Annotated in this window: 23 protein-coding genes and 5 pseudogenes; 14 read left to right on the forward strand and 14 right to left on the reverse strand. The window is 63.7% G+C overall.

Annotated features, from left to right (window positions below):
• Nucleotides 1-283 precede the first annotated feature (283 nt).
• Nucleotides 284-556 (reverse strand): usg protein, encoded by a 273-nt coding sequence (locus DK389_RS22855; RefSeq protein ID WP_109893036.1) that lies wholly within the window; start codon nt 554-556, stop codon nt 284-286.
• 434 nt (nt 557-990) lie between these two features.
• Here DK389_RS22855 and DK389_RS22860 point away from each other — a divergent pair, with 434 nt between their 5' ends.
• A complete protein-coding gene (locus tag DK389_RS22860; protein WP_109889933.1) occupies nt 991-1221 on the forward strand; it encodes a DUF6429 family protein in 231 nt (76 codons plus the stop codon).
• A 19-nt stretch (nt 1222-1240) separates the two neighbouring features.
• Here the strand turns inward: DK389_RS22860 and tnpC are convergent, their stop codons facing one another.
• From tnpC to tnpA, 3 genes are all read right to left on the reverse strand, one after another.
• The gene (tnpC, locus tag DK389_RS22865) at nt 1241-2722 is read right to left on the reverse strand and encodes an IS66 family transposase (protein ID WP_418292057.1); all 1482 of its coding nucleotides are present in this window, start codon (nt 2720-2722) and stop codon (nt 1241-1243) included.
• Nucleotides 2723-2841: 119 nt separating this feature from the next.
• Nucleotides 2842-3198 carry an IS66 family insertion sequence element accessory protein TnpB gene (tnpB, locus tag DK389_RS22870; RefSeq protein WP_109891135.1) on the reverse strand — a complete coding sequence of 119 codons (357 nt, stop codon included), beginning with the start codon at nt 3196-3198 and terminating at the stop codon, nt 2842-2844.
• Nucleotides 3195-3620, reverse strand: coding sequence for an IS66-like element accessory protein TnpA (gene tnpA / locus DK389_RS22875; RefSeq protein ID WP_162560622.1), 426 nt, complete (start codon nt 3618-3620; stop codon nt 3195-3197). The genes tnpB and tnpA overlap by 4 nt, the downstream gene beginning before the upstream one ends.
• A gap of 374 nt (nt 3621-3994) precedes the next feature.
• Between tnpA and groL the strand changes: the two are divergent.
• A pseudogene (gene groL, locus DK389_RS22880) lies at nt 3995-5630 on the forward strand (chaperonin GroEL).
• Nucleotides 5631-5818: 188 nt separating this feature from the next.
• On the opposite strand, the gene DK389_RS22885 reads toward groL, so the two are convergent.
• The gene (locus tag DK389_RS22885; protein ID WP_162560790.1) at nt 5819-6373 is read right to left on the reverse strand and encodes a nuclear transport factor 2 family protein; all 555 of its coding nucleotides are present in this window, start codon (nt 6371-6373) and stop codon (nt 5819-5821) included.
• A gap of 161 nt (nt 6374-6534) precedes the next feature.
• Here DK389_RS22885 and DK389_RS22890 point away from each other — a divergent pair, with 161 nt between their 5' ends.
• A complete protein-coding gene (locus DK389_RS22890; protein WP_109893040.1) occupies nt 6535-6951 on the forward strand; it encodes a MarR family winged helix-turn-helix transcriptional regulator in 417 nt (138 codons plus the stop codon).
• A 48-nt stretch (nt 6952-6999) separates the two neighbouring features.
• On the forward strand, nt 7000-7383 hold the full coding sequence (locus DK389_RS22895) for a tautomerase family protein (protein ID WP_109893042.1): 384 nt from the start codon (nt 7000-7002) through the stop codon (nt 7381-7383).
• Between the two features lie 280 nt (nt 7384-7663).
• Here DK389_RS22895 and DK389_RS22900 read toward each other — a convergent pair whose 3' ends face one another.
• Nucleotides 7664-8392 carry a transporter substrate-binding domain-containing protein gene (locus DK389_RS22900; protein WP_109893044.1) on the reverse strand — a complete coding sequence of 243 codons (729 nt, stop codon included), beginning with the start codon at nt 8390-8392 and terminating at the stop codon, nt 7664-7666.
• A gap of 111 nt (nt 8393-8503) precedes the next feature.
• Between DK389_RS22900 and DK389_RS22905 the strand changes: the two genes are divergently transcribed.
• Together DK389_RS22905 and DK389_RS22910 are read left to right on the forward strand one after the other, a co-directional pair.
• Nucleotides 8504-9564, forward strand: a protein-coding gene (locus DK389_RS22905) for an IS630 family transposase (RefSeq protein ID WP_109887384.1) whose coding sequence is annotated in 2 segments (ribosomal slippage) — nt 8504-8990 and nt 8990-9564 — 1062 coding nt in all. Because the reading frame shifts where the segments join, the coding sequence is not laid out codon by codon here.
• A gap of 116 nt (nt 9565-9680) precedes the next feature.
• Nucleotides 9681-10090 (forward strand): annotated as a pseudogene (locus DK389_RS22910) (transposase); the annotation flags it as partial.
• Between the two features lie 221 nt (nt 10091-10311).
• Here DK389_RS22910 and DK389_RS22915 read toward each other — a convergent pair.
• The gene (locus DK389_RS22915; RefSeq protein ID WP_109893046.1) at nt 10312-10788 is read right to left on the reverse strand and encodes a Ros/MucR family transcriptional regulator; all 477 of its coding nucleotides are present in this window, start codon (nt 10786-10788) and stop codon (nt 10312-10314) included.
• Between the two features lie 112 nt (nt 10789-10900).
• Entirely contained in the window at nt 10901-11107 is a 207-nt protein-coding gene (locus DK389_RS22920; RefSeq protein ID WP_109889090.1) for a DUF6582 domain-containing protein, read from the reverse strand.
• A 169-nt stretch (nt 11108-11276) separates the two neighbouring features.
• Here DK389_RS22920 and DK389_RS22925 point away from each other — a divergent pair, with 169 nt between their 5' ends.
• Genes DK389_RS22925 through DK389_RS22935 form a run of 3 tightly spaced genes read left to right on the forward strand, consistent with a single transcriptional unit; the run spans nt 11277 to nt 12540 of the window.
• Nucleotides 11277-11720, forward strand: a complete 444-nt coding sequence (locus tag DK389_RS22925) for a hypothetical protein (protein ID WP_236960279.1) — start codon at nt 11277-11279, stop codon at nt 11718-11720.
• An 8-nt stretch (nt 11721-11728) separates the two neighbouring features.
• Nucleotides 11729-12124: a phage holin family protein gene (locus tag DK389_RS22930; protein WP_109893048.1), complete on the forward strand. Its 396-nt coding sequence runs from the start codon at nt 11729-11731 to the stop codon at nt 12122-12124.
• Entirely contained in the window at nt 12121-12540 is a 420-nt protein-coding gene (locus DK389_RS22935) for a hypothetical protein (protein ID WP_109893050.1), read from the forward strand. Before DK389_RS22930 ends, DK389_RS22935 begins: the two co-directional genes overlap by 4 nt.
• Before the next feature lie 83 nt (nt 12541-12623).
• On the opposite strand, the pseudogene DK389_RS34490 reads toward DK389_RS22935, so the two are convergent.
• A pseudogene (locus DK389_RS34490) lies at nt 12624-12719 on the reverse strand (SOS response-associated peptidase); the annotation flags it as partial.
• Nucleotides 12720-13163: 444 nt separating this feature from the next.
• Here DK389_RS34490 and DK389_RS22945 point away from each other — a divergent pair.
• Nucleotides 13164-13553 (forward strand): hypothetical protein, encoded by a 390-nt coding sequence (locus DK389_RS22945; protein WP_109893052.1) that lies wholly within the window; start codon nt 13164-13166, stop codon nt 13551-13553.
• 416 nt (nt 13554-13969) lie between these two features.
• Nucleotides 13970-14361, forward strand: a pseudogene (locus DK389_RS22950) (transposase); the annotation flags it as partial.
• Nucleotides 14362-14909: 548 nt separating this feature from the next.
• On the opposite strand, the gene DK389_RS22960 reads toward DK389_RS22950, so the two are convergent.
• A complete protein-coding gene (locus DK389_RS22960; RefSeq protein ID WP_109896746.1) occupies nt 14910-15143 on the reverse strand; it encodes a hypothetical protein in 234 nt (77 codons plus the stop codon).
• 258 nt (nt 15144-15401) lie between these two features.
• Between DK389_RS22960 and DK389_RS22965 the strand changes: the two genes are divergently transcribed.
• Entirely contained in the window at nt 15402-15827 is a 426-nt protein-coding gene (locus DK389_RS22965) for a hypothetical protein (protein ID WP_109893058.1), read from the forward strand.
• Nucleotides 15828-16254: 427 nt separating this feature from the next.
• On the opposite strand, the gene DK389_RS34500 is transcribed toward DK389_RS22965, so the two are convergent.
• Both DK389_RS34500 and DK389_RS22975 read right to left on the reverse strand, forming a co-directional pair.
• A complete protein-coding gene (locus DK389_RS34500) occupies nt 16255-16527 on the reverse strand; it encodes a hypothetical protein (protein ID WP_236960281.1) in 273 nt (90 codons plus the stop codon).
• Between the two features lie 519 nt (nt 16528-17046).
• The gene (locus tag DK389_RS22975; protein WP_109893062.1) at nt 17047-17373 is read right to left on the reverse strand and encodes an ATPase inhibitor subunit zeta; all 327 of its coding nucleotides are present in this window, start codon (nt 17371-17373) and stop codon (nt 17047-17049) included.
• A 459-nt stretch (nt 17374-17832) separates the two neighbouring features.
• Here DK389_RS22975 and DK389_RS22980 point away from each other — a divergent pair, with 459 nt between their 5' ends.
• Together DK389_RS22980 and DK389_RS22985 are read left to right on the forward strand one after the other, a co-directional pair.
• Nucleotides 17833-18708: a DUF4344 domain-containing metallopeptidase gene (locus DK389_RS22980; protein WP_109893064.1), complete on the forward strand. Its 876-nt coding sequence runs from the start codon at nt 17833-17835 to the stop codon at nt 18706-18708.
• Entirely contained in the window at nt 18650-20998 is a 2349-nt protein-coding gene (locus DK389_RS22985) for a hypothetical protein (RefSeq protein ID WP_162560792.1), read from the forward strand. Before DK389_RS22980 ends, DK389_RS22985 begins: the two co-directional genes overlap by 59 nt.
• A 529-nt stretch (nt 20999-21527) precedes the next feature.
• Here DK389_RS22985 and DK389_RS22990 read toward each other — a convergent pair.
• Nucleotides 21528-23063, reverse strand: a complete 1536-nt coding sequence (locus tag DK389_RS22990; RefSeq protein ID WP_109893068.1) for a CHRD domain-containing protein — start codon at nt 23061-23063, stop codon at nt 21528-21530.
• A 461-nt stretch (nt 23064-23524) separates the two neighbouring features.
• Nucleotides 23525-23608 (reverse strand): annotated as a pseudogene (locus DK389_RS22995) (RNA polymerase sigma factor); the annotation flags it as partial.
• Nucleotides 23609-23835 lie beyond the last annotated feature (227 nt).

The following is a 23835-nucleotide window of genomic DNA, read 5'->3' on the forward strand; positions in this document are numbered from 1 at the left end:
AAACTAATAGCGATAAAACACGCCAGTTTCCTGCGATTTCTCGTATTTTTACCGAATCAACTTGAGCAGACATCGAACGCACTCCAGCAGAGCGAATTAAAATGCCGGATCACCGGCATCGACTGCTAAGCGTTCAATATGGTAACGATGGCATGCCGAATCTGTGACGTCAGTCACTCAGATCTGCTCGCTGAAATTGAGGATCGATGCGCCAACTTTGACGCATCGATGCCTATGCATAATGGCAATTCAGTTTTCCGACCGGCATGCTTACTGCCTCAGATCAATGGAGTCGAAACTCACCGGCTGCAGCTCGAAATTCGGCAGGCTTGATCAGTCTGCTATGGGCTATTTTCACAGAATGAACGGGCCCATCGAGCGCTTCGTGCCAGAACGCGAGGAAGCGCCGCAGCTCGGGAAACTCCGGGAACCGGTCGTGATGCTGCCAGACGAAACTCTGTAGCAAATGCGGATGGTCGGGCAGATGATAGAGGATCTCGGCGGTCGTCAAGCTGTAGCCTTCGAGCTGACGCCGAAAGGTTGGCGATGCACACATCACGAAGCCTCGCTTGGTTTACCGAACTGATGCCCGAATCCTTGCAAGTAAGTTTCGACTATAACATATAAATTGTTAGTGATTCGGCTCGTTTTCGCACCAAAGGCTGCGCCGTCATCAGGGTATTACCCTCACTGCTGGCACATGTGCGCAACAAGTGCTAAATAATGCCATCGGCTTGTTGCAGATGAGCGTTTCGAGTTTAGCTGGACCATTGCAGGCAGCACCTCGAAGCGGTCGGCATTTTTCGCTGTACGCGATGCACCCGCTGGAGACGCGGCATGACGTTTCGTCGAAAGCACAGTTGCATCGACGCCTGTCGCAAAATGGCGGCCGAGAAGTGCAACAGGGAGATCTTCGTCACGGATGCCGCTGAAAGGTAACCGTTCGGCTGGCACCACGCCGGTGTGAGCGCGGCGTGCTAATCTGCTCTGATGGCGGTCGACGAGCAGCGCATTGACGAGGCGGTGCTCGCCCTTCTGTGGCTGACGCTCCACGACGAGCGTCGAGCTTGGAAGGGCTTCGACTGGACCGTGCTTAGACGTCTTCACGCCAAAGGGCTGATTGCGGATCCGGTCGGACGCGCCAAGTCGGTAGTGCTGACTGACGAGGGGCTGCGTCAATCCGAGGCGCTGTTCCGGACCCTGTTCACGCGGCCCGACTGATGTGAGAACCGGAGCGTTCTCAGGCCACAGCTTGGAGGGTGGGTGTGCTCGGGTAGCCCCAGGGCAGAAGCTCGTCGAGGCGCCGCTGCGGATGGCCTTGGACGATGCGGATGATGACGTCGGCCAGGTAGGCTTGCGGCTCGACGCCGTTGAGCTTGCAGGTTTCGATCAGCGAGGCGATCACCGCCCAGTGCTCGCCGCCACCGTCGGATCCAGCGAAGAGCGCATTCTTCCGTGTCAGAGCCAACGGACGGATGGCCCGCTCCACCACGTTCGAGTCGATCTCGACCCGGCCGTTCTCAAGGAAGAGCGACAGGCCGGCCCAGCGGCCGAGCGCGTAGCGGATGGCTTCAGCGAGTTTGCTCTTCTGGCTGACCAGCGCGAGCTTTTCCCGCAGCCAAGGCTCCAAGGCCTCGATCACAGGGCGGCTGCGCTCTTGGCGCGCTGCGCGCCGCTCCTCGGCCGAGCGGCCGCGGATCTCGGCCTCGATCCGATACAGCCCCGCAATACGGGCCAGCATCTCTGACGCGATGGGCGCCGGGCCGGCTTGTGCCAGCTCGTAGAAGCGGCGGCGGACATGAGCCCAGCAGTAGGCCAGTTGCACCGGACCGCGCTCGGCCAGAACCTTGTAGCCCGCGTAGCCGTCCACCTGCAGCACACCTTCGAACCCGGACAGATGCGCCGCCGGTCGCTCGGCCATGCGGTCGGGCGCGTAGAGGTAGACGACACCGGGCGGGTCGGTGCCGCCCCAGGGTCGATCATCCCGAGCATAAGCCCAGAGCTGGCCTGTCTTGGTGCGCCCGCGCCCTGGGTCGAGCACCGGCGCGGTGGTCTCGTCGGCAAACAGCTTGCCCGAGGCTTTCAGATGCTCCAGCAGCCGCGCGTGCACCGGCCGCAGCAGGAAGGCGGCGCGTCCGACCCAGTCCGCGAGGGTGGAGCGGTCGAGGCTGATCCCCTGACGCGCATAGATCTGTGCCTGACGGTAGAGCGGTAGGTGGTCGGCGTATTTCGAGACCAGCACCTGCGCAACGAGGGCGTCGGTGGGCAGCCCGCCCTCGATCAGCCGTGCCGGTGCCGGGGCTTGCACGACGACCTCCTCGCAGGCCCGGCAGGCATATTTCGGCCGGCGGATCACCAGCACCCGGAACTGAGCTGGCACGATGTCGAGGCGCTCGGACACATCCTCGCCCATCCAGTGCAGCGAGCCTGAGCAGCACGGGCAAGTTGTGCTCGCGATGTCGATGAGCCTCTCGATCCGCGGAAGGTGGCCGGGCAGTGCGCCTCGGTTTGTGCGCCGCTTGGCAATCCGTGCCGCCTTCACGGTCGGCGCCGTTTCCTCGCCGCCGGCGTGATCGGCGGCCTCGACCTGCTCGGCCTCCTCCAGCGCCAGCAGCAACTGGTCCTCGGGCCAGCTCTCGGCACGGCGTCCAAAGCGATGACGCTGCAGCTCCCGAATGATCTGCCGCAGCCGCTCACTCTCGGCGCGTGCCTCCAGCAGCATCGCCTTGAGGGTCTCAGGGTCATCCGGCAGGGGCTGCGTGGTCGCGCTCACGGAGCAGATTAGATCATACCGATCAGCGGCTTGCAGCCAGTTTGATGAGGTCTGGCGTTCTTTTCTGCTCAGCTTGCGACGAGCGGAACCGGCACCGCCCGCGGTTCGTGCACGCGTTTCCAGTCCAGTCCTTCGAGTAAAGCGGAGAGCTGCGCCGCGCTCAGCCGCATCACGCCGTCCTGCACCTTCGGCCAGCGGAACTCACCCTGCTCCAGCCGCTTGGCCACCAGCACCACGCCAGTACCATCCCAGAAGAGCAGCTTCACGCGGTCGCCGCGTTTGGAGCGGAACACGTAGACGGCCCCCGAGAACGGATCGGCATCCATCGCCTCCCGCACCAAGCCAGCAAGCCCGTCCATGCCCTTGCGGAAGTCGACCGGCTTTGTGGCGACCATCACCCGTACCGCACCGGTCGGGCCGATCACGAGCCAGCCTTCAACGCGCGGATCACGGCTGTGATCGCATCGGGCTGCGCGCCGGCGCCGATGCGCACTACTGCGCCGCCGATCTCCACCTCGATGCCATGCCTCGGCAGCGAGCGACACGCTGGCTCGTGGGGTGGAACCGCCATGCGCGGCTCCTGCGGGATCGGTTCGACCACGGCCGGCACGAACAGAGGCGAAGGGGCAGCGGCCCGACGCGCCTGTCGGGCCAAGCGGCGCCAGGTGAACAGGTGTTGCGGCGAGAGACCGTGCCGGCGGGCCACCTCGGAGACCACCGCTCCCGGTCTCAACGCCTCCTGCAGGATGCGGTCCTTCGCCTCGTCCGACCAGCGTCGCCGGCCCGTGACCCCGGTGAAGAGTTCCAGTCGCCGTACGGTTCGCGGCTCAAGCATATGGTCGAGCATAGACACAAAACGATCTCCTCGGAGATCATCCTCGCCCCACATCGCAGCTGCCGGAAGGTGTGCTTCGAACACCGCTTACGCTGAAAGGAAGCCTTAGGCGCATGAAACTGCACGAAACTGATCGCGTCCCCAGCACCAAAGCGCGCGACACTCGCGGCCTCATGAACGCGCTCCGTCTGATGTCGGCGCCCATAGCAATCGTCGCGATCGGCCCGGCAACGAGGAAAAGTCAAACGCCTACAATTTGATCGCCATGAGGAAGTTTCGGCGTCAGTGGTTTGATCGGAGTGGTGGAAGGGGCACAACTACTCGATCGACGGGCGCATTTCGCCATCGTCCGAAGTCTTGGCCAACTCTGCTGAGGAGAGAGACAAATGGCAGCGAAAGAGGTCCGTTTCTCGTCCGATGCCCGCGAGAAGATGCTGCGCGGCGTCGACATCCTCGCCGACGCGGTCAAGGTGACGCTGGGCCCCAAGGGCCGCAACGTCGTGATCGAGAAGAGCTTCGGCGCGCCCCGGATCACCAAGGACGGCGTCACCGTCGCCAAGGAGATCGAGCTCTCCGACCGGTTCGAGAACATGGGCGCCCAGATGGTGCGCGAAGTGGCCTCGAAGACCAACGACATCGCGGGTGACGGCACCACCACCGCGACCGTGCTCGCCCAGGCGATCGTCCGCGAGGGCGCCAAGTACGTCGCCGCCGGCATGAACCCGATGGACCTGAAGCGCGGCATCGACCTCGCCACGCAGGCCGCCGTCAAGGACATCACGGGCCGCGCCAAGAAGGTCGCCTCGTCCGAGGAAGTCGCCCAGGTCGGCACGATCTCGTCGAACGGCGACAAGGAAATCGGCGAGATGATCGCCCACGCCATGCAGAAGGTGGGCAACGAGGGCGTGATCACGGTCGAGGAGGCGAAGACTGCCGAGACCGAACTCGACGTCGTCGAGGGCATGCAGTTCGACCGCGGCACCTCTCCCCGTACTTCATCACGAACGCGGAGAAGATGGTCGCGGATCTGGATGACCCCTACATCCTCATCCACGAGAAGAAGCTCTCCTCGCTGCAGGCCATGCTCCCGGTCCTCGAGGCCGTGGTGCAGACCGGCAAGCCGCTCCTCATCATCGCCGAGGACATCGAGGGCGAGGCGCTCGCGACCCTCGTCGTGAACAAGCTGCGCGGCGGCCTCAAGGTCGCGGCCGTCAAGGCGCCGGGCTTCGGCGATCGCCGCAAGGCCATGCTGGAGGACATCGCGATCCTGACCTCCGGTCAGATGATCGCCGAGGATCTCGGCATCAAGCTCGAGAACGTGACCCTTCCGATGCTCGGCCGCGCCAAGCGCGTCCGCATCGAGAAGGAGAACACCACGATCATCGACGGTGCCGGCGAGAAGGCGGACATCGAGGCCCGGGTCGGGCAGATCAAGGCGCAGATCGAGGAGACCACCTCGGACTACGACCGCGAGAAGCTCCAGGAGCGTCTGGCCAAGCTCGCGGGCGGCGTCGCGGTGATCCGCGTCGGCGGTTCGACCGAGGTCGAGGTCAAGGAGAAGAAGGACCGGACGGAGGATGCACTTCACGCCACCCGCGCCGCGGTGGAAGAGGGCATCGTCCCCGGCGGCGGCACCGCGCTGCTCCGCGCCAAGAAGGCAGTCGCTGGTCTCAAGAATGACAACCCAGATATCCGAGCCGGCACTCAGATCGTTCTCAAGGCGCTTGAGGCTCCGGTCCGTCAGATCGCCGAGAATGCAGGGGTCGAGGGTTCGATCGTCGTCGGCAAGATTTCCGACAACACGGGCTCCGAGACCTATGGCTTCAACGCCCAGACCGAGGAGTTTGTCGACCTTATCGAGGCCGGCATCATTGATCCCGTGAAAGTCGTGCGTGCGGCACTTCAGGATGCGGCCTCGGTCGCCGGCCTCCTCGTCACCACCGAGGCGATGGTCGCCGACGCTCCCAAGAAGGAAGCGCCTCCCCGATGCCAGGCGGGGGCATGGGCGGCATGGACTTTTAGTCCGTTCGTCCAGCATTCCGAAGGGCCGTCGTTTTGGCGGCCCTTTTGGCTGCCGGTTTGCGCTTGACGTCAGCAGCGATGTGGACGCACGAAAGCCGCCGAGGACACGAATTGCTCGGCGCCGCTTTTGAGTTTGAGGGGACAGCCTGTGTCAATCGCCTGTCACCTCGCCGCCCGATCCGGAAAGTTTATCGGGGGTCGGGGGTCGCGGCGGCGTGTGCCCTGGCCGTATCGTAGAATTCCTCGAAGGCTACGGCGCGACCATGCGAGAAGCGCCAGAGATCAACTTTTCGCGTGCTCGCGACCTTTCCGGTCGCCTTGTTGCGCCAGGCTACGTGGCCAATAACGACGACCTGATCGCCCTGCGCCACGAAGTCCTTCATGTCGTGGGCGAGCATCTCCCATTCGGCTCTCAACCCTTCGAGATAGCCCAGGATTTCATTGCGGGTGCCGCGAGGTGCTGTGAAAGCCAGTTCGGCAGATCCGGCAGAGAGCGACGTGAGCGTCGCATCTTCCGCGAGCAAATCCATCCAGCACTGGACGTCCTGACCCTTTGACTCACTCCACCTCGCATAGGCGCTCTTCAGGAGCGTCACGGGATCGTTCACAGGAGACATGATGTCTTCCTCCGCAGCGCGCTGAATCCACTTCGAGCTGCCGTGCCAGCGGTTCACGCCTGCGCGCAGCCGAAACCATGATTCGTCTCGCCGAGCGTGGCAACCGGCCGGGACGAGCTCAATCATGAGTGTGCGGTCGCAGCTCATACGGATCGAACTAATTCGTGCGGGTCTCGCCGGCAGGTGCCGTCAGTATGCAGAGGGAGCCCTCGAAGGATCAGAGTGTTAGCGCCAGCGGGAATAGCGCTCGGATTGTGATTTACTTAAAAAGGGCATATACCCGCTTCATGTCGGTCGAGACGCTCTGCGCCTGCACTACCCTTCGCCGCGCGACACGAATGGTCACAGCGGCCTACGACGCGGCGCTCGCGCCTGCAGGTCTGCGTGTCACTCAATTCTCCGTCCTCCGCACGCTCGAGCGTCTCGGCCCGCTACCAGTGTCGCGTTTGGCCGCCGAGGCCGCACTCGATCGGTCCACCATGGGCCGCAACCTCGATCCCCTCGAGCGCCGCGGGCTCGTCCAAGTCGAGGTCGGCAAACGGGATCAGCGCGAGCGCGTCGCCCATCTCACCCCCGCCGGCACCGCCGCGATAGAGGCGGCCCTGCCATATTGGGGCGCGGCCCAGCAGCGGGTCACTGAGCTCATTCAAATCACCGACATCGGAACTCTCGCCGATCGACTTGACGGCTTGCGAAGCGCGTGAGGCTGTTTCGCGCCTCGAAGCGGGTATTTGCCCTCACAGGAGAATGAAATGCCTTTCGCCCGCATCGATCTCGTCGAGGGCAAGTCTGCCGATTACCGCCGCACCATCGGCGACGTAGTTTACGAGGCGATCGTCGAGGCACTTGGTGCGCCGAAGGATGATCGCTTTCAGGTCATCACCGAGCATCCGCCCGAGAATTTCATCATCGACCCAACCTACCTCGGCATCGTCCGCACGGCGGAGTGCGTCGTGATCCAGCTGACCCTTAACGCCGGCCGCACAGTTGAGCAGAAGCGCGCCTTCTTTCGCCAGGTAGCCGACGGACTGCACGAGCGGCTCGGGCTGCGCCGCGAGGACGTCTTCATCAACCTCGTCGAGGTCGTGAAGGAGAACTGGTCCTTCGGCAACGGCGAAGCCCAATACGCAGCCTGACCACCAGCGGCATCGCCGCTTTGCGGGGGCGAACGGCCGCAACGGTGTGCTGGACCGGTGCTACCAAAGCTTCCGCGAGGTTCAGGAAGCGCATCATGCGCGGGCGCGGATCCGGTCGACGAGCGATTGCCAGATCGCGAATAGCTTCTCAGGTGCTTCAGGCTCTTGAAGCAATGCGAGTTGCACAGGGGTTCTGGGCTTCGCCTGATCGAGCCGTCGCGGTCACAGGCTGGTCGAAAAGGACTTTTCAACGCCACCCCGAACGGCCGCCTTGCAACGCTTAGCGGCGAGCGAGGCTTGCGAGAGCGTTTTCGAGCATGCGGTCAATTCCACCGTCGGCCTTGAGACTCTCGATCGCCTGGTTGAGGAGGCCGAGGAGGGTGCGATGCCCCTTCTTGACGGCCATACCGAATGGCTTTGGGTCGAACCTGTTTCCTATGTCGATGATCGAATAACGCTCCGCGTGGGCCGAGGCAGCCCGCAACATGGTTAGGTTGATCATGTCGTTCGATGCCGCATCAGCTTCACCCCTGTCGATAGCATCGAGGTTTCCGGAACTGAGGGGTGTAACGACGAGCGTGGCGCCGGGAAGGCAGGGAAGCGCCGCGCGCATCCTACGCAGCGAAACCGAGCCGTCGGTCACCGCGAGGCGCTTGCCCTTCAGGTCCTCGAAACGACCGATGTGGCTCCCCTTCGGAACGAGAAGCCCCTCTCGCGTCACGCAATAGGGTGTGGAGAAATCCACCTGCTCGGCGCGATCGGGCGTGATCGTCAACTGGGACGCGACCAAATCGACGCGGCCCTCTTGGAGATCCTGGATTCGTTCCGAGTCCGTAACTTGGAAGAAGTCAACGCGATCCGCCGAGCCGAAGATCTTCTCGCCCACAGCCGTCGCAAGATCCGCCTCGAACCCCGTCACGGTGCCGGTCCGAGGATCCTTGTAGCCCATGCCGGGGATATCGAAGGAAACGCCCGCGATCAGCCGCCCGTTTGATTGAAACCGGTCCATAGCACCTCGCGCCGCCTACGGCCTGTTATACCGGTCGACGGTGATAGCGACTCACGAGGTTTCGTATCGGCGGCGGATCTGGTTCGATGAGGCAAACCGGGAGGGTTTGCCATGTCCGCTGCGGTTGCTCTGCGTGAGGATTTCAACGCCGACGATCTTCGACGTCTGGCCAAGGCCAGCCGAGACGCGGGCCAGAGCCGCCGGCTGCTGGCGCTGGCCGAGATCTACGAGGGCGGCAGCCGCACGGATGCGGCTCGGATCGGGGTGGTAGGGTTGCAGACGGTGCGCGATTGGGTGCTCGCCTTCAACGCAGCTGGCCCGGCCGGGCTGATCAACCGCAAGGCCCCGGGCAACCCAGCCAAGTTGAGCGATGCGCAGCGTCAAGCGCTGGCGCAGATCGTCGAGAGCGGGCCGGACCCGGATCGACACGGCGTGGTGCGCTGGCGGCTGAAGGATCTCGCCGCCTGGATCTACGCCAGCTTCGGCGTGAGCCTGGACGAGAGCACGGTGGGCCGCACGGTGAAACAACTCGGCTTCCGCAAGCTGTCGGCACGCCCGCGCCATCATGAGCAGGACCCGGCCGCACTGGCAGCCTTCAAAAAAACTTGCCAGCCGAGGTGAGGGCGATCCGAGCCCGGCTGCCGGCTGGCGCGGCCATCGAGGTGTGGTGGTCAGACGAGGCTCGGGTCGGCCAGAAGAACACGCTGCCCCGCCGCTGGGCGCGCCGCGGCAGCCGGCCCTCGGCGCCCAAGGACCAACGTACGGCCCACGCCTACATCTTCGGAGCGATCTGTCCCGAGAAGGGCAAGGGTGCCGGCCTCATCATGCCGAGATGCGATACCGCGGCGATGAACGAGCACCTCAGGGAGATCAGCTGCAGCGTCGAGGAAGGCGCCCACGCCGTGCTGATCCTCGATGGGGCGGGCTGGCACGTCGCCCACGACCTCGTCGTGCCCGCCAACATCACCCTGCTGCCGCTGCCAGCCTGCGCCCCGGAACTCAACCCGGTCGAGAATGTCTGGCAGTTCCTGCGCGACAACTGGCTCGGCGACCGCGTCTTCTCGTCCTACGAGGACATTGTCGAGCAGTGCTGTCAGGTCTGGAACCGGTTCATCGACCAGCCTTGGAAGATCATGTCCATCGGCCTGCGTGACTGGGCCTATCAGTTATGATCACCACCGATTGGTATTAGACCCCGTTTCAGAAGGGGTTGGACAGCTTGGCGGTTGAGTGAGCGGCAGGCGTCGCGGGCATTGGGAGAGTGTCTGACGCTCACCCTGGAACCCCGATGTGGACGCCCGCCGCCCGCACCGAGCTTGCGCGCGAGAGCTTGCAATACGCAACCGGCCTGAGAGATGCCGAGTGGGACATCGTTGCGCCGCTCCTGCCGACCCCGCCTCGACCGGCCGCCCATGGCGTTGGCCGCTGCGCTCCATCCTCGACGGCATCCTATACGTGCTGCGCACCGGCTGCGCTTGGCGACATCTGCCGCTGGACGTTCCGCCCTGGTCCACGGTGAATCGCTGGTTCTTGCGCCTGTCCCAGGCGGGTGTGTTCGAGCGCCTCGCTCACGCGCTGACGATGGCAGATCGCGCGCGAGCTGGATGCGAAGCAAGCCCCAGCAGTGCCATCTTGGATGCTCAGGCGACGCGCTCGGGCGGCGTCGGTGTCGAAGGTCCGCGCCACTGCGAACCCGCCATAGCAAAGCGGCGTCCCAGCTCAGCGCCCTCGACGCGTGCAAGGAGCACGAGGACGCCCATGTGGCCGCGATCCTCGTGGAGCAGGCAGCCGAGGAGAAGGCGGATCGGCGAGAGGGCCGAACCCTCACGGCGCGAGCGAAGGCGTGGGCTGCCTCCGTCCTCGGCTAAGTTGTCGATCCGGTGTCGTCCTGGCTCGGCGCCGTGACGCACCGAGACGCGTTAGGCGGCCTTGCGACGCCCGCGACCCTTTGGGGCTTCCGAAGCCTCTTCCTCAGCAGCACGAGTTCCCGGTCGACCAAGGCCGATCGCCTTGGCTAGCTCGGAACGCTGAGCGGCGTAGCTGGCGGCAATCAGTGGGTAGTCGCTCGGCAAACCGAACCGCTGGCGATAGCTATGCGGATCAAGCCCATGTGTGGTCAGGTGCCGCTTCAGGGTCTTGTAGGGCTTGCCGTCGATGAACGAGATCAGCACGTCCGGCGTGATCGACTTGCGGATCTGCGAAGGCGTGGCCTTCTCGACCTCTGCCTCAGCGGCCTGCGACGCGCCTCTCATGAGGCCATTTAGTGCAGCGTGCACGCTGGCGATGAGCGCCGGCAGCTCGGCGACCGGCAGAGGATTGTTGGACACGTAGGCCGAGACGATGTCGGCGGCGAGCTCAACGAAATCGGGGCCAAGCCCCTGAGTGTCTTCTATCACGTTGTAAGTCCATAGTTCGTGCGCCCTCGCGCGGCGTAGATCATCATTTGAGTAGCCAAATCAAGCACCGAATTTGCTTCGTGAACTGCCAAGGCGCGAACGGCTTTGCGGCCTATTTGCCTTTGAGGACGCGATCAGCCTTCGCATCGACCTTCTTCTTGTCGGCAGCAGAGAGGTTCCCTTCCTTTTCCTGCTGCGCGGCGCGCGCCTTGGCGTTGCGCGCATGCGCTTTGTCTTCGATCGGGTACTTGCGCCCCTCCGGCAGCGCGAACTTACTGTTCGGCAGATCCTCCCGCTTGTCGCTGGTGAGCTTCGACATGACGGCCTCCGACGTTGAGTTCTGGTCAACGCGTCGCTTGGCTGGACGTTCGGCAGAGAATGAGCGCGTCGCCCGTAACGAAGGCTGAGCTCCTCGCCGCTGGAACCGCCTTCGTCGCATGCCGTTCCTTCTCGCGCTCTGACCATAGTGCGCGCCGCGAGGTGAATTGATGGACGACGTTGCGCAAGAGATCGGGCCGGGATCCGCTCACTCGGACGCAGACCAGCAGCCCGATCTCGCCAGTACTGTCAGAAGCCAAGCGGCCAGCTACGTCACAAAGCGCAAGGAGGACGTGGCCAAGGCGGTCTCGGACGTGGCGGACGCCATCCGCAACAGTGGGGCAGGCTTCGAGGGCGCGCCGCACGTCAAAGCGTTCTTCGACAGCGCGGCCGAAGGCGTCGAGGGGCTGTCCGCGGACATCAACCGACGCACAGTCAGCGAACTCTACGACGAAGTCGAGGCGGCCGTCCGACGCCGTCCTGCGGTTGCCTTCGCGGCGGCGGCCCTGACCGGGTTTGCGCTCTTCCGCTTCTTCAAGGCATCCGAGATCAGGCCGATCCCACGCTCCCGGGCTGTCGTGCCGGCCGACGTCTTCCCGACGCCCGACCTCTAGGATCGTCGATGACGGAAGCTCGGCTCAAATCTATTCCGGCCCTGGTCGGCGACGCGATCCGCGAGACGCAGGAGCTCGTCTCCAAGGAGATCACCCTCTTCCACGCTGAGATGGGCGAGGGCGTTGAGAAATTCGGCCTGGGGCTCGCCCTCTTCATCGCGGCCGGTGTGTTCGCCCTGACAGGCGTCCTCGTGCTGATCCTTGCTCTGGTGAAGGGCTTGGCCGTTCTGCTGAGTTCGGATGCGCTGGCAGCCCTGATCGTCGGGGGCGCATTCGCGCTTATTGCGATCGGCATTGCCCTGTGGGGACGCAGCAAGGCCTCGATCTCAGGCCTGGAGGCGATCCGGACCGAGCGTCAGGTGCACGAGGACACCCGCATCATCACGGAGCGCATGGGCGAATGAGCAAGTTGGCCGACGAACTGGAGCACGAGGTCGAGACGACCCGCACGAAGCTCGATCAGACCCTCGGCAACCTTCAGTCGCGTCTCCATGCGTCTGGCCTGACCGGAAGCGTGGACGATCTGCGCGAAACGAGCATCAGGCTCACGGAAAGCGGTCAACGCCTGCTCGACAGCGTGCGCGCAAATCCTGTTCCTGCGCTCCTCGTCGGCGCCGGGCTCGGATTTCTCGTCTACGATGCACTAATGCGTGGCGCCGAGCGCAGGCGGCTTTCAGCGACGCCCGGGGTTGCCCACCCGCATGATCGCGATGGCGAGTTGCCAGAGAACCATCCGGACCGGCTGCATGAGCGACTCGACGACGCGCTGGAGGAAAGCTTCCCTGGCAGCGATCCTGTCTCGGTGAGGATCACGAAGTAGCGCATCCGACGGTTTGGACCCTGTCCTGATTGTCATCAAGCGCATGGCCGCCGGCCATCGCTGCGGCGCGGAGCAGCCGAACCTCAGCCATCGTCCTTGCGGGCTCCGCGCGCCACGACTTTCATCATGTCATCCGGTAATGGACGCTGCAGCTTCAGCGCCTCGTCGGTCGGTGCCTCGTCCCTCACGGCCTGAGGTGTTGGAGCCGACGGAAGCTCGTTTCTCCGCTGGCTTAAACCTTACAGGCGGGGCGGCTCGACCTTTGCGGGATGCCGTACGCAATCTTATAGAAAAGACTATGCCAGGACCTCCACGCGTCAGACCGGCGATGGTTTCGGGGGCAAAAATCAGGGATTTGCAATAACAAATCCAGATATCGCCAAGTTTTATCGTGTCAGACCAAAGTACGTTTCCTACTCGAAGCCGCTCACGCCACGGCCTTGAAGGCGCTGATCAAGACGGCAATGGCGAACACGCTTCCCGGCAAGCCGGTCAGGTGCTCGACGAGGCGATGCGGAAAGCTGAGGCCTTGTCCTGAACGATCAAGCAAACCACCGGAATGAGGCGCAATATTTGCCGATATGCTCGCCTAATTTCATCAGGCGAAGCCATAAGAGCGGCCAATGGACTTTCATGTTCTGCGCAAGACAAATCTGGTCAGCGTGATTGGTCTCGTGGCGGCGAGTGTCCTGACCAGTTCTGCGGCGCTGACTCAGCCGCTGATCCTGCGGGTCAACCCGCGCCTCGCTGATCAGGGCCTGCTCATGTCGGGCAATGATTCCGCAACGATTCAGACCCTGTTCGACACGGGGCCCCGCTATCAGGAGCCGAGCGGTGTGCGGGTCGGGCGTGGGTCCGTGATCCCCGGCTGGGTCCAGATGGGCTCTTTCCAGAACGTCTCCGTGACGGGGCTGAACCCGACCGGGTACTACGGGTACTACATCTCCCCGGATGACCGCGCGGTCGTGATCGACCTCGATTCCCGTAGGGTCGTTCGCGTCATTCCCCGCTGAGGCGAGCGCAGAAAGAGGGCGGGGGCTGGGTGGCCGTTCGCCCGACGTCGGGCCTGTCCATCCCTGAACGATGATCGCGCATCCCCTGACCGTGATAGGGCCGGTCATCCCCGCTCTGACTGAGGGACGGAGGAAATGATGAACGGGCTGTCGGGCGAGACGCCCGAGGTTTTGCGAGACCTAATCGCAGAGAGCGAAGCGCACTGGCGGGAACAGCTTAGGCATCTACAAACCCTCGCCACGCGGGGCGAGAGCACGGATACAGCCGCGCATGTCCTAGGACGGATCGAGGATTGTCTCGCGGCTATGCGTGCTCGACAGACATATCTGCGCGCATTGGTAGACGACCGGTAGATCCGCCTCCCTTGAAGTGGTTCGCCCCTTGGTATGGCATTTAAGCCTGGAGGACCGACGAGATGGCGAAGCGACCCAAGCCCGATCAGATCGTTGCCAAGCTGCTGCAGGCGGACGTGCTGATCTCGCAGGGCCAGAGCGTGACCGCAGCGATCCGCGCGATCGGCGGGCCCGAAGCGACGTACTATCGCTGGCGCAAAGACTACGGCGGGCTGAGCTCGAGCTTGGTCCGGCGGATCAAGGATCTGGAGACCGTCAATGCTCGGCTCCGGGAGGCGATCGCGGACCTGACGCCGGACAAGCTGATCCTGCAGGAGGCGGCCCGGGGAAACGTCTGAGCCTCGTGCGCCGCCGCGCCTGTGTCGAGCACGTCCCGGACGTCCTCCCGTCTCCGAGCGCCACTTGCCGGGCGCTCGGTCAGCCACTCAACCCATGGAGCAGAGATCCACCCGGCGCGAACCTCAAACCGGACCACCTCGTGGGGCCGCTCACACTGCTAAGCTGGCTTCGGCGTCGCGAGGGAGAGACGATCCGTGAGCATGAAGACCTTCTGTGCCTGCCTGAGGCTCTCCGCGCTCACAGCTTCCACCCCTGCTCTTGGACAGGGAACGCCGGAGCAGCGACAGGCTTGCACCCCGGACGCCATGAATTTGTGCGGTGACTACATTCCCGACGCTGCGCGAGTGAAAGCTTGCCTCTTAAGCCAGAGACAGAGGCTGAGCCCCGCCTGTCGGGCCGCGATAGGAGGGAATGAGGTCAAGCCGCGGAAGCGGCGACGCAAGAATGCCTGAGCGTTGGCTATGTTGTAGCGTCCTTCGATGATGTCGCACGCAGCGTGCATCGATCTCACGCATTGCTTGGCTACTCGGCTCCCAGGAGTCGGAATCCTTGCTGGTGCCTCCCGGCGCTGGACCGGTCAGGCTCCGAGGCAGCGCACCCGGGACGACGGCCTTGGACAATCCCTGACGGGGCCGCCCAACCCGTCTTGAAGAACGGGCCAACTCAGATGCTCAGCCGCGTGACCTCGATCAGGATATCCTCGAGGTAGGACTTGATCCGGCCAATGCTGGCCGCGCTTGGCCCGAGAACGCTGAAGCCGATCAACTCGCCGCGTGCATGAACCCTGCGGATCAGGGTCTCCGCCTTCGTGGCCACCTCCCGCTCGGTCGGCGCACGCAGGATGCTGCCAGTCTCGCTGGTCGTGATCCGGATCTCGAAGATGGGCGACTCGCGCATGATGGCTGTGATGCCACAAGCCCACTGCGGCAAAAGCGTGTCCGTATGATCATGGACAGTCATCGAGGAGCCGATGCTTCAGCTTTGCAGAACCGTCCAGGGCCAACGACATTCGTCCGCGCTAAAATCGGTCGGCGTTGCATCCGCTCGACGTTTTTTTCGCACCTTCATCTTGCGTCTTGTCGCCGGTAGGCTTGCACCGGCGGGGCGCACCCGGGCCCGTCGATGAGGTACGCCCCGCTGTCGGAGGGGGTTGCGATGGGAGTTGCCCGTTTCGTGGGAGTCGCATGGCTCGGTCTCGGCATCGCCAGCTCGGCTGGAATTCCAGCTGCGCGGGCGGTCGAGCCTGGTCTTTCCGCCTACCAGGGCGCCTGGCTCCTGGAGGGCCGCGACTGCGCTGAGGTCTTCTCGTCCGGCGGGAAGGTGACGGCATTCAAGAAGCCGGTCGACATCTTTGCGGCCGCCTTCATGATCTCCGGCAAACGCCTGAGGACGCCGATGGCATCCTGCCAGATCAAGTCGGTTCGGCCGGGCAAGGACCATCAGATCCTCATGCTCGACTGCGCGAACAGTGTGGCCGGCAATGAGGTCCGGGTGCTGATGGCGCCCTCGCCGAACGGGTCGCTCAGACGCTACTACAGCGACCAGGATCCGACCGGCGTGGCCTACCAACGCTGCTCATGAGGCGCACGTCCCGTGTGGCCGGCCGGAGCGGTGCGCGACCGCTGACCCGTCGGCCACCGTTCATCGATACCTGGGCGACCGGGCCCATGATGGCCTGCCCATGATGGCCTCATGGCGGGTCGCGCCCGCGGGAGAGGTGTCTTCCGGCGCCCGGTTCCGCACGTCCTGGATGGACGCGTAGCAAACCGTGACCGGCCGCGTCTCGGGCGCGTACCGAGCGTTGACCTCTCCGTCGCATTCAGTCAGGCGCAGAATGAGGGGCCGCGGCAGCCGAACGTGCCGAGGGTCTCTCGCAAGCCCTCCAATCAGGCGCCGTGCCCGCAGCGCGCGATAGGTCGCCTGGGCATCAGGCGCCTTCGGAACTTGATGAACGACAACCTGGAGTGATTTTGGGCGCCGGCAAGGAATTGCAGTTTCACGGATCGGATCAGTAGCGGCGCTCCATCCGCCGCTCGTGCCGATCCATCCTGCGTTCCTGCCGATTGACCTGCCGGTCCATCCGCCGCTCGTGCCGATCCATCCTGCGGTTGTGCCGACGCTCCATTCCCAAGGTCTGGGTCTTGATGACGAACCCGTCCGCCACGCCAGACGCTTCGACCGCGGGTCGAGAATTGCTGAGTGGAGCAGCCTCTGCTCCGCTTCCCACGCCAAGCACAAGCGCCGCAGCGATCGAGAGCCCCGCAAGGTTCAGATACAACATGGTCCTATCCCTCGTCTCAGTGTGGCCATCAGAACAGGCCCCCCATCCCATTCTTGCAGTTTCCGCGTGCGCTGCTTGATCGAATGAGCCGAGGCCTATCCGGCCTCGTCAGCGTGTCTTTCATACCTGTTCCGACCGGTGGATCTCGGCACGGCGCCTGCCGCTTGCGAGACACGCGGATCCGTAGCGCGGTCGAAGGGCGGCGAGGTAGGGCTACAAGGACGGTGAGCCGCGTGGCGCCCCTCCGAGGCGGATCCGGTCCACGGCCGCCGCATCCGTGAGCATCGCGAAGGGCAGCTTTCCATAATCCGTCAGGCTTGGCTGACCTGCCGGATTGAGCGCGGCACTTCTGTCCGGGAAGGCGGGAGGTGATCCATGCGCTGCAAGCGGAGGCGGCCACCAGGTCTTGGTGAAACACGGCGCTGCCTGGATGAGCGCCTCGCGCGCTGATGCCGCGGCATGCTGGAGGATGTGCCGTGATGACATCGGCGTCCAACGTTCAGAATGAATCCAGCGGGGCTAACGCAAGATGAGTTTGCGCGCGAGCATCACCTCTGCGCCGCGGAGACTATCTCCTTGCGCTCCTGACATCGCCTTTCCGGCTTTAATCAAGAAGGCGGTCATGACCTGCATGATCTGCTCATCGGTTTGGGCGACACCCGCCGCATCGAAGTCCTTGCGGATTTTGCTCAACACGTCGCTACGCTCCGGAGCGAAGACCGCCTGCGCCAAAGCCTCCGAATACTCATCGGCTTCCTGACCGACCAGTCCTAGTTTGTCAGCGGCCCACTCGCCGAGGAGCTTGTTGCGGACGAACATCCGCACCGGATCGTCGAAGTTGGTCATTCGACATTCTCCAAATATTAAATATTGAATGCGATTTTGACTGCCCGCGCTGCCAGAGCGACTTCCCTCATTGCGATGAGTGTTGGGCGGGAAAGGTTATCTCACTCCCAGTGGCGACGACAGCTGGAAGTGATGCCTGCCTCGGACTGACTTGGAGAGGGGCATCTCGTGGAAGCGCAGGCGCCTGTTTCGCTCGCTCCCCGTCGGGCGAATGTGTTTGAGGCGAGAAAGTAAGTTATCGTACGGTCGAGACATGGCATTGCTCCGCTTGAATTATCTGGATTAGAGATGTCGGACCGTCCGAAACGGGAGAGGAACCGCGCATGTCCTCTTCTAGCGGATTGTTCGCTCAGGAACGCTTGATCCAGAAGGTACTGTGTATCGAATCAACACCGGCAACGGGTCGAGGGTGTCCATCCACTGAACAGTACGCAACGGGTTCCAATCGGGTCTGCTGCAATGGAGGATACTGTCAGATACTTCGGTGCGCTTGCTGGCCTTTCGGCATCGCTGTTGGCGCTCTCGCCTCCAGACGGAGCGGCAGCTCGCGAGACGGACATTTCGGGCAGACGACGCACCGACGTCCGGTATGAAGTCCCGAAGGAACAGGTTCACCGCGAGATCTACGATACGATGCGGGCGCGGCGCGTGCTGGAGCGGGTTGCGGCCACCCTCGATCTCGTGCGCCTGCCCAAGCGCCTGAGCTACCGCCTCAAGGAATGCTCGGGCGAGCCGAACGCTTGGTATGATCCGCGGACGAGGACCATCGCCGTCTGCTACGAACTCGTCGCCAGTATCGTTCGGCAGGCCCCGGCGGCGACTTCGCCGGCCGGTGTCTCCCGCCAGGATGCGATCCGAGGACCTGTCCTCCAGATACTCTTCCACGAGAGCAGCCACGCGCTGTTTCATCTCCTCCCCATCCCGATCCTCGGCCGCGAGGAAGATGCGGCCGATCAGGTGGCCGCACTGGTGCTCCTGCATCTCACCCCGGCCGATGCACGCACTGTGGTGAATGGCGGCGGCTACTTCTTCGCAACACTGGGACGGGGGGAGCCGACCGACAAGGAGAGCTTCGCCGGAGCGCACGGCTTGTCCTGGCAGCGTTTCTATAATCTGGCCTGTCTAGCTTATGGCTCGGACAAGCAACGCTACGCCTACATCGTCGACAAAGGGTATCTTCCGGCCGAGCGGGCCAAGGATTGCGAGGAAGAGTACAATCAGATTGGCTTTGCATTTGCAGCGCTGATCTCCCCACACCTGCGGGCACGACCGCGGGATGGCGAAGCTCTACGCCGGGCATTTGCAAATGCGACGGGGACGCGCAACCGCGAATAGGACGATGCTGCGGAATTCGCTTTGGCTTGGCTGTCCGAGTCAGGAACTGCCTTGGCTGAGGCACGCGCGCAGACCTGCGAGCACCGCATCTGCGGATACGCGACTATATGTCCGGCTCAAGACGGCGCCGACGAACCGGTGCGGCGCCCCTCCGGGCGCGATCGTACGCCGTCTCCCGATCATCCTCCTGCTCGCCTTCCTGCCTGCGCAGAGTGCGACTGCGAAGACGATCTTCGTGACGCCGAATGGAGGAGGGCCCGGCTACGCCGCCGACGGCAGTCTGGCTGCCGCGCAGACCGAAGCGTTTTCGTCTGCAACGATGCGAGCCGTCCTGCCCGGCGACATCGTGCAATTGCTGCTGGACACTCCGGATGCGGCCGCCACGCTCTATCGCGAACGCGTTGTCCTATCTCAGAAGCGGAGCCGCGAACGAGCACCGGTTGTGATCCGAGGGCTCGGAGTACGGACCCGGATCGTCGGCAAGAGCATCGATCAAGTCCGCGACTGCCCGATGCCGGAGGACGACGCCGAGCGATCATGCGGCGACCTGTACGCCTTCCTGTCTCCGCCGCGAAAGCCCGACCTGCTCACGGCCTTGGTGGCCTCGCCCGACGCCGAGGCGGAAGGGGGGCCGCGATCGGCGCGATCACGTCTCGCGATCCCCATCGGAAGGTCGGGCCGCCTCGCGGACGCAGCCTGCCTCGATCTCGACCGGGTCGACAGCGTCGTGGTCGAGGATCTGACATTCGAGGATTGCTGGATGACGGCGATCCGCGCCATCAGCAGCCGGCGCATCGCGTTTCGCCGCTCGCTCATCATCGGCGGCAGTTACGGATTGGCGGCGCGGGGGCAGGCCGACCATCCCTCCGAACAAGTCATCGTAGAGGACGTGACCTGGGTGCAGGACGCGAGTGGCTTCGATCGGACAGCGCTGACCCGGGATGGACCATTCCGGTGTCGCGATGGCCGCGCAACGGAGCTTGGCTGCCCAGGCGTGATGTGGCGGAGCATACCATGGGGCGCCAGCCACCATGGCGCTTACGAGCACTTCAATGGAGCGCTTCTCGGCGGCACCGATCTCAAGGGCCGGATCATCTTTCGCCGCAACACGATCCTCGCGGCCTTCAATGGCATCCGCCTGAAGGCGGCCAACTGCGATACTCTGCCGGCATCCGAGCTTTCTCCGACCACTTGTCCATACAACGCGAACCTGTGGATCTACGAGAACCTGTTCTCCTACGTGCGCGACAACCCGGTGGAACTGGAGATTTGGGCGACGAAGGTGCACATCTTCGGGAACCGCATTCACAACGCCCACGCGTGGTTCTCGTTCGACGACATGGGTGGCGGCCCGATCTTCGTCTATGGCAACCGCGGCTGGTTCGACGACATCCCGGCCGTCGCCCGGTCGTCGGCGCCCGGTGACGCGCCCTGTCGGAGGAACCCGGCGCCGCAGTTTGGGGCCGCGGGCGGATTCGATCCCAGGCTCGACCGGCGCTTCGACTATCTCAAGGCTCGCTGGCTCCCGGTCGGCGTCGAACAGGTGGAAGCGTCGGGGCGCGTCCTGTGGATGGACCCACTGGAGCTAGCTTGCGACGCGAGCATTGCAGGGCGTGTGATCAAGCTGGCCCTGCCGCCGAGAGGAGCGGTCCCGGACACGTTCCGCTACGCGACGCATGCACCGATCTACGTCTTCAACAACAGCTGGTACCTGCGCTCGCCGGTGACCGGCATCGGCGCCGCCGCCAACCTGCGCCATTGGAACAATGCCATCCTGTTTTGCGAACCCGATACGCGCGGCTATCAGGCAAGCCTCTGCAAGGCCACGCCCGAGGTGTTCAACGCGGCGCGTTGCGGCCGAGAGTTCGTCAGGTCCGACGATCTCGACCGATACCTTGGCGCGGCAGGGAATATCCCGCTCTTCGACTGCTTTCGCTGGCTGCCCCTCGACGAACACGGGCAGGATATCCCGTCTCTTCGCAGTGCATTCGATCACGACGTCAGCAACAACGGATTCCCAAAGGCATTCGAGCAGGTTGCCGATTTCGAGCGCCACGGGCGCATGGCCGATCCGGGCTTCCGAGCGCCCGAACGTGGCGACTTCACCCTTGTGCGGGGGGCTGCGGCCGCGACGTCCACCTGTCTCGTGAGCGAAACAGCCGATGGACGGCTTGATTGTGTCGACGTGCCCCCGGCAGCTCGTTTGCGGGAGCTGTCGCTCCGGATGGTCAGCTCTACGGAAGTCCGAACTCTTCAGGCTTCCGGCCGCCAAATTAACGATCGACGTTGAGCGGAGACCTCCGGCAATGTCTGCGCGGCCGACAAGAACCGTTACCGGCAGCGAGGTGCAACACCGAGAGCGCAGCGTTTGGCGATTTCAGAGCGTTGGTCGCTCTGAATTTGTTCTCAGGGCCCATCGTTCTGACCACCGGCCATGTGCTGCTCACCGGATGGTTGTAGCAGACCCCGGTCGCCAGCGAACATGGGCTTGATGGTCTTGCCCCGTGATGCGCTTCCTGCGCTGGAGTTGCTCGGCTCCGGTGCGTGGGCGAGCCCCGCGAAATTCCGGTGCCTCGGCATTCCACGGCGGAATTTTCGGACGCTCGGTGAGTCAGCCTTCGGGGCTGAGGCTTCCATAACGCGGTCGACGAATGGCCGTTTTAGAGAAGCAGTCGGGAGCGGCTGAATGGCAAATGTGGGCGCAAACCTGCTCATGAAGTCGATCGAGTCGAACATCGATTTCTGGCACTTTCCCGGGTGCTCCAATGTGGCCAGCGATGCTCCGGCCACGCTTGAGTTGGGATCTTTGACGCCGTTGCCTAACCGATCGACCCGGCTCCAAACGTGTCATCGCCGAATGCCGAACGACCCTCGTAGAAGCCAAACTGCAGGTAGTGCGTCATCGGGTTGATCCCCGCCGCAGCCACACCTGGATTGGCTGCCAAGTAGGCCGTCGTATCGAAGCCGCCCGAGGGATCGCGCCCCTCTCGGAAACCGAATTGGTGATAATGGGTTAGCGGGTTAACCCCTGCCGCAGCGACATCCCCGTAGGCCGCGAGATAACCACTTGTGTCGAACACCACGTTCGGATCGCGCCCCTCGCGCCATCCGAACTGCTCGAAGTGCCTAGCTGCAAACACGAAGGTGTTGCCGAGCGCGCTGCGAGCTGCGTCCGCGACGTCTCCGTTGGCGAGGAGATAGTATTCCGCGTCGAACCCGGCCGGTCCGAAGTCGCGGGCTCGGCCGATCGTAGGGAAGGCCGTCCGCCCTTCCTCCTGACCGAAGGCGAGGAAATGCGTCAGCGGGTCGATGCCGGCCGCTGCCACGTCCGGGTTGGCCTTGAGATAGGCTTCGATATCGAAGTTTGCGCCAGGATCACGAGCCTCTCGCCACCCGAACTGCGCGTAATGGTCGAGGGGATTCACGCCAGCTCGCGCCACGTCGGGATGGGCAGCCAGATAGCCGTCCGTGGAGAAGAAGGCGTTGGGATCGCGCCCCTCGCGCCACCCGAACTGCGCATAGTGGGTGTCCGGGTCGATCCCTGCGGCGGCGACGTCCGGGTTCCGGATCAGGTAGAAGAGGTCGTCCACCAGCGGCGAGCCGTCGTTTACTGCGACGGTGCGGTCGCTGAACTGGAACTGCTCGATACCCCGGAAGGTGTCAGTTCCCTCGGCACCCGTGATCGTGATGGCGCCGTCCCCTGTTGTGCCGATCCGCGCGGTGCTCAACGCAAAGGAGAAGATCGCTCGGTCGGTGCCTCTCCCGCCAGAGATCGCGTCGTTGCCCGCGCCTCCCGTGAAAGTGTCATTGCCACCGAGCCCGGGCAGGATGTCGACACCCGCCGTACCGGTTACGACGTTATCGTTGTCGTCGGCGATGGTGACCAGCTGGCCTCTTATGGCCCCGCCAGGGAACTGGGTTGTGTGCACGTTGAAGTAGAGCGGGACCTCCGTGCCGATGGCGGCCGCCGCAAAGATGGGCGCGAAGTTGGCGATCGAGACGTTGGCCGGGTCCGACCTTTCCCAGCGGCCGCTGACTGTCCAAGAGCCATCCGCATCGAGTCCGACCGCTAAGTCGTCAGCGTCCTGTGCAGGATTGATCTGCCCGAAGACAACCGGCCCGTTCTGACCGCGCACCTGATTGTGGAAATGCGTGCTGGTCACATCGTCTGCGGTGGTGGGCGTCTGAGCCGGCCTTCCCGTGGCTAAGCCGAAATCGATCCCCTCGATGCGAAACGTATAGTTCGCTGCAAGCGCGGTGCTGTCAAAGATGACGGTTCCGATGCCGCGAGCTGCCGAGTTGTTCGGAGGTACTTCCTGGGCGCCTTCGACAACGGCGCGGAATGCTGTAGACATAGCTCCCTCCTTCTACACGGATTATTGCTAGCAAATTTTTCCTCTTTAGACTCACGCAGAGACTGCCTGCAGTGACTACGCCACAAAAAACCGAACAGTCGAAAGATGCGCCTTCGGCTCGCTTGCCTGCCGCGCCCCTCAATATCAAGCAGCAAATCTTGGCCATGGCGCATTGCGAAACGGATAGACTTGCCGCTCTTGTCTGATGACCTCGGGAGCGGGCTGGCCGGGCGATATGCGCGGGTCGGCGCAAGGTCGTGTCCGCCCGCTTCTTTGGGGAGTTCCTCGATCTGTGGGACCTGCTCGGCGACTGCATGCAGACGCGTTCTGTCGACAGAGTGTCGAGCCACGCGAACAGAATGCCGATCCCGATCTGCGGCTCCGGAGATGCCGCGCTGGGTATAGCGCAGGGTCCAGCGGTGAAACGCGTGCTTGCGTGCATCCTGCACGAGGTCTTCGGCGGCATCAGAGTCGCGCAAGAGCGCCCAGGCGTAGCGACGCAACGCCGGGACGGCAGGCTCGATCAGAGCGGCGAGGTTGTCCATGACGCCGCGGCGCGTATCCGAGAGAGCTTTCGGTCCATAGACGCCGGCAAGACAGCGTTATTCCACGGAGCCCAGATCCCATCGTCCCTGCGTCCCAAGACGTACCCGCAATGCCACGCAGAGCTTCGCCTTCTGCTCACGGCGCAAGGATCCGACATCTGCTGCCTCGTCATGCCGGATAATGGTACGAAAGCAGTCTGCGTTTTGGTCTCGACCGACAGTTATTG

It is taken from the genome of Methylobacterium durans (assembly GCF_003173715.1).
GTDB classification, from domain to species: domain Bacteria; phylum Pseudomonadota; class Alphaproteobacteria; order Rhizobiales; family Beijerinckiaceae; genus Methylobacterium; species Methylobacterium durans.

Coding starts and splice junctions, on each gene's coding strand:
- DK389_RS22980 (WP_109893064.1), top strand. CDS start 17,833: ATGGAGGATACTGTCAGATACTTCGGTGCGCTTGCTGGCCTTTCGGCA.
- DK389_RS22945 (WP_109893052.1), top strand. CDS start 13,164: ATGGACTTTCATGTTCTGCGCAAGACAAATCTGGTCAGCGTGATTGGT.
- DK389_RS22965 (WP_109893058.1), top strand. CDS start 15,402: ATGGGAGTTGCCCGTTTCGTGGGAGTCGCATGGCTCGGTCTCGGCATC.
- DK389_RS22900 (WP_109893044.1), bottom strand. CDS start 8,392: ATGGACCGGTTTCAATCAAACGGGCGGCTGATCGCGGGCGTTTCCTTC.
- DK389_RS34500 (WP_236960281.1), bottom strand. CDS start 16,527: ATGTTGTATCTGAACCTTGCGGGGCTCTCGATCGCTGCGGCGCTTGTG.
- DK389_RS22985 (WP_162560792.1), top strand. CDS start 18,650: ATGGCGAAGCTCTACGCCGGGCATTTGCAAATGCGACGGGGACGCGCA.
- DK389_RS22860 (WP_109889933.1), top strand. CDS start 991: ATGGCGGTCGACGAGCAGCGCATTGACGAGGCGGTGCTCGCCCTTCTG.
- DK389_RS22855 (WP_109893036.1), bottom strand. CDS start 556: ATGTGTGCATCGCCAACCTTTCGGCGTCAGCTCGAAGGCTACAGCTTG.
- tnpA (WP_162560622.1), bottom strand. CDS start 3,620: ATGCTCGACCATATGCTTGAGCCGCGAACCGTACGGCGACTGGAACTC.
- DK389_RS22960 (WP_109896746.1), bottom strand. CDS start 15,143: ATGCGCGAGTCGCCCATCTTCGAGATCCGGATCACGACCAGCGAGACT.
- DK389_RS22895 (WP_109893042.1), top strand. CDS start 7,000: ATGCCTTTCGCCCGCATCGATCTCGTCGAGGGCAAGTCTGCCGATTAC.
- tnpC (WP_418292057.1), bottom strand. CDS start 2,722: ATGCTGCTGGAGGCACGCGCCGAGAGTGAGCGGCTGCGGCAGATCATT.
- DK389_RS22990 (WP_109893068.1), bottom strand. CDS start 23,063: ATGTCTACAGCATTCCGCGCCGTTGTCGAAGGCGCCCAGGAAGTACCT.
- DK389_RS22930 (WP_109893048.1), top strand. CDS start 11,729: ATGACGGAAGCTCGGCTCAAATCTATTCCGGCCCTGGTCGGCGACGCG.
- DK389_RS22890 (WP_109893040.1), top strand. CDS start 6,535: ATGTCGGTCGAGACGCTCTGCGCCTGCACTACCCTTCGCCGCGCGACA.
- DK389_RS22885 (WP_162560790.1), bottom strand. CDS start 6,373: ATGATTGAGCTCGTCCCGGCCGGTTGCCACGCTCGGCGAGACGAATCA.
- DK389_RS22975 (WP_109893062.1), bottom strand. CDS start 17,373: ATGACCAACTTCGACGATCCGGTGCGGATGTTCGTCCGCAACAAGCTC.
- DK389_RS22920 (WP_109889090.1), bottom strand. CDS start 11,107: ATGTCGAAGCTCACCAGCGACAAGCGGGAGGATCTGCCGAACAGTAAG.
- DK389_RS22935 (WP_109893050.1), top strand. CDS start 12,121: ATGAGCAAGTTGGCCGACGAACTGGAGCACGAGGTCGAGACGACCCGC.
- DK389_RS22925 (WP_236960279.1), top strand. CDS start 11,277: ATGGACGACGTTGCGCAAGAGATCGGGCCGGGATCCGCTCACTCGGAC.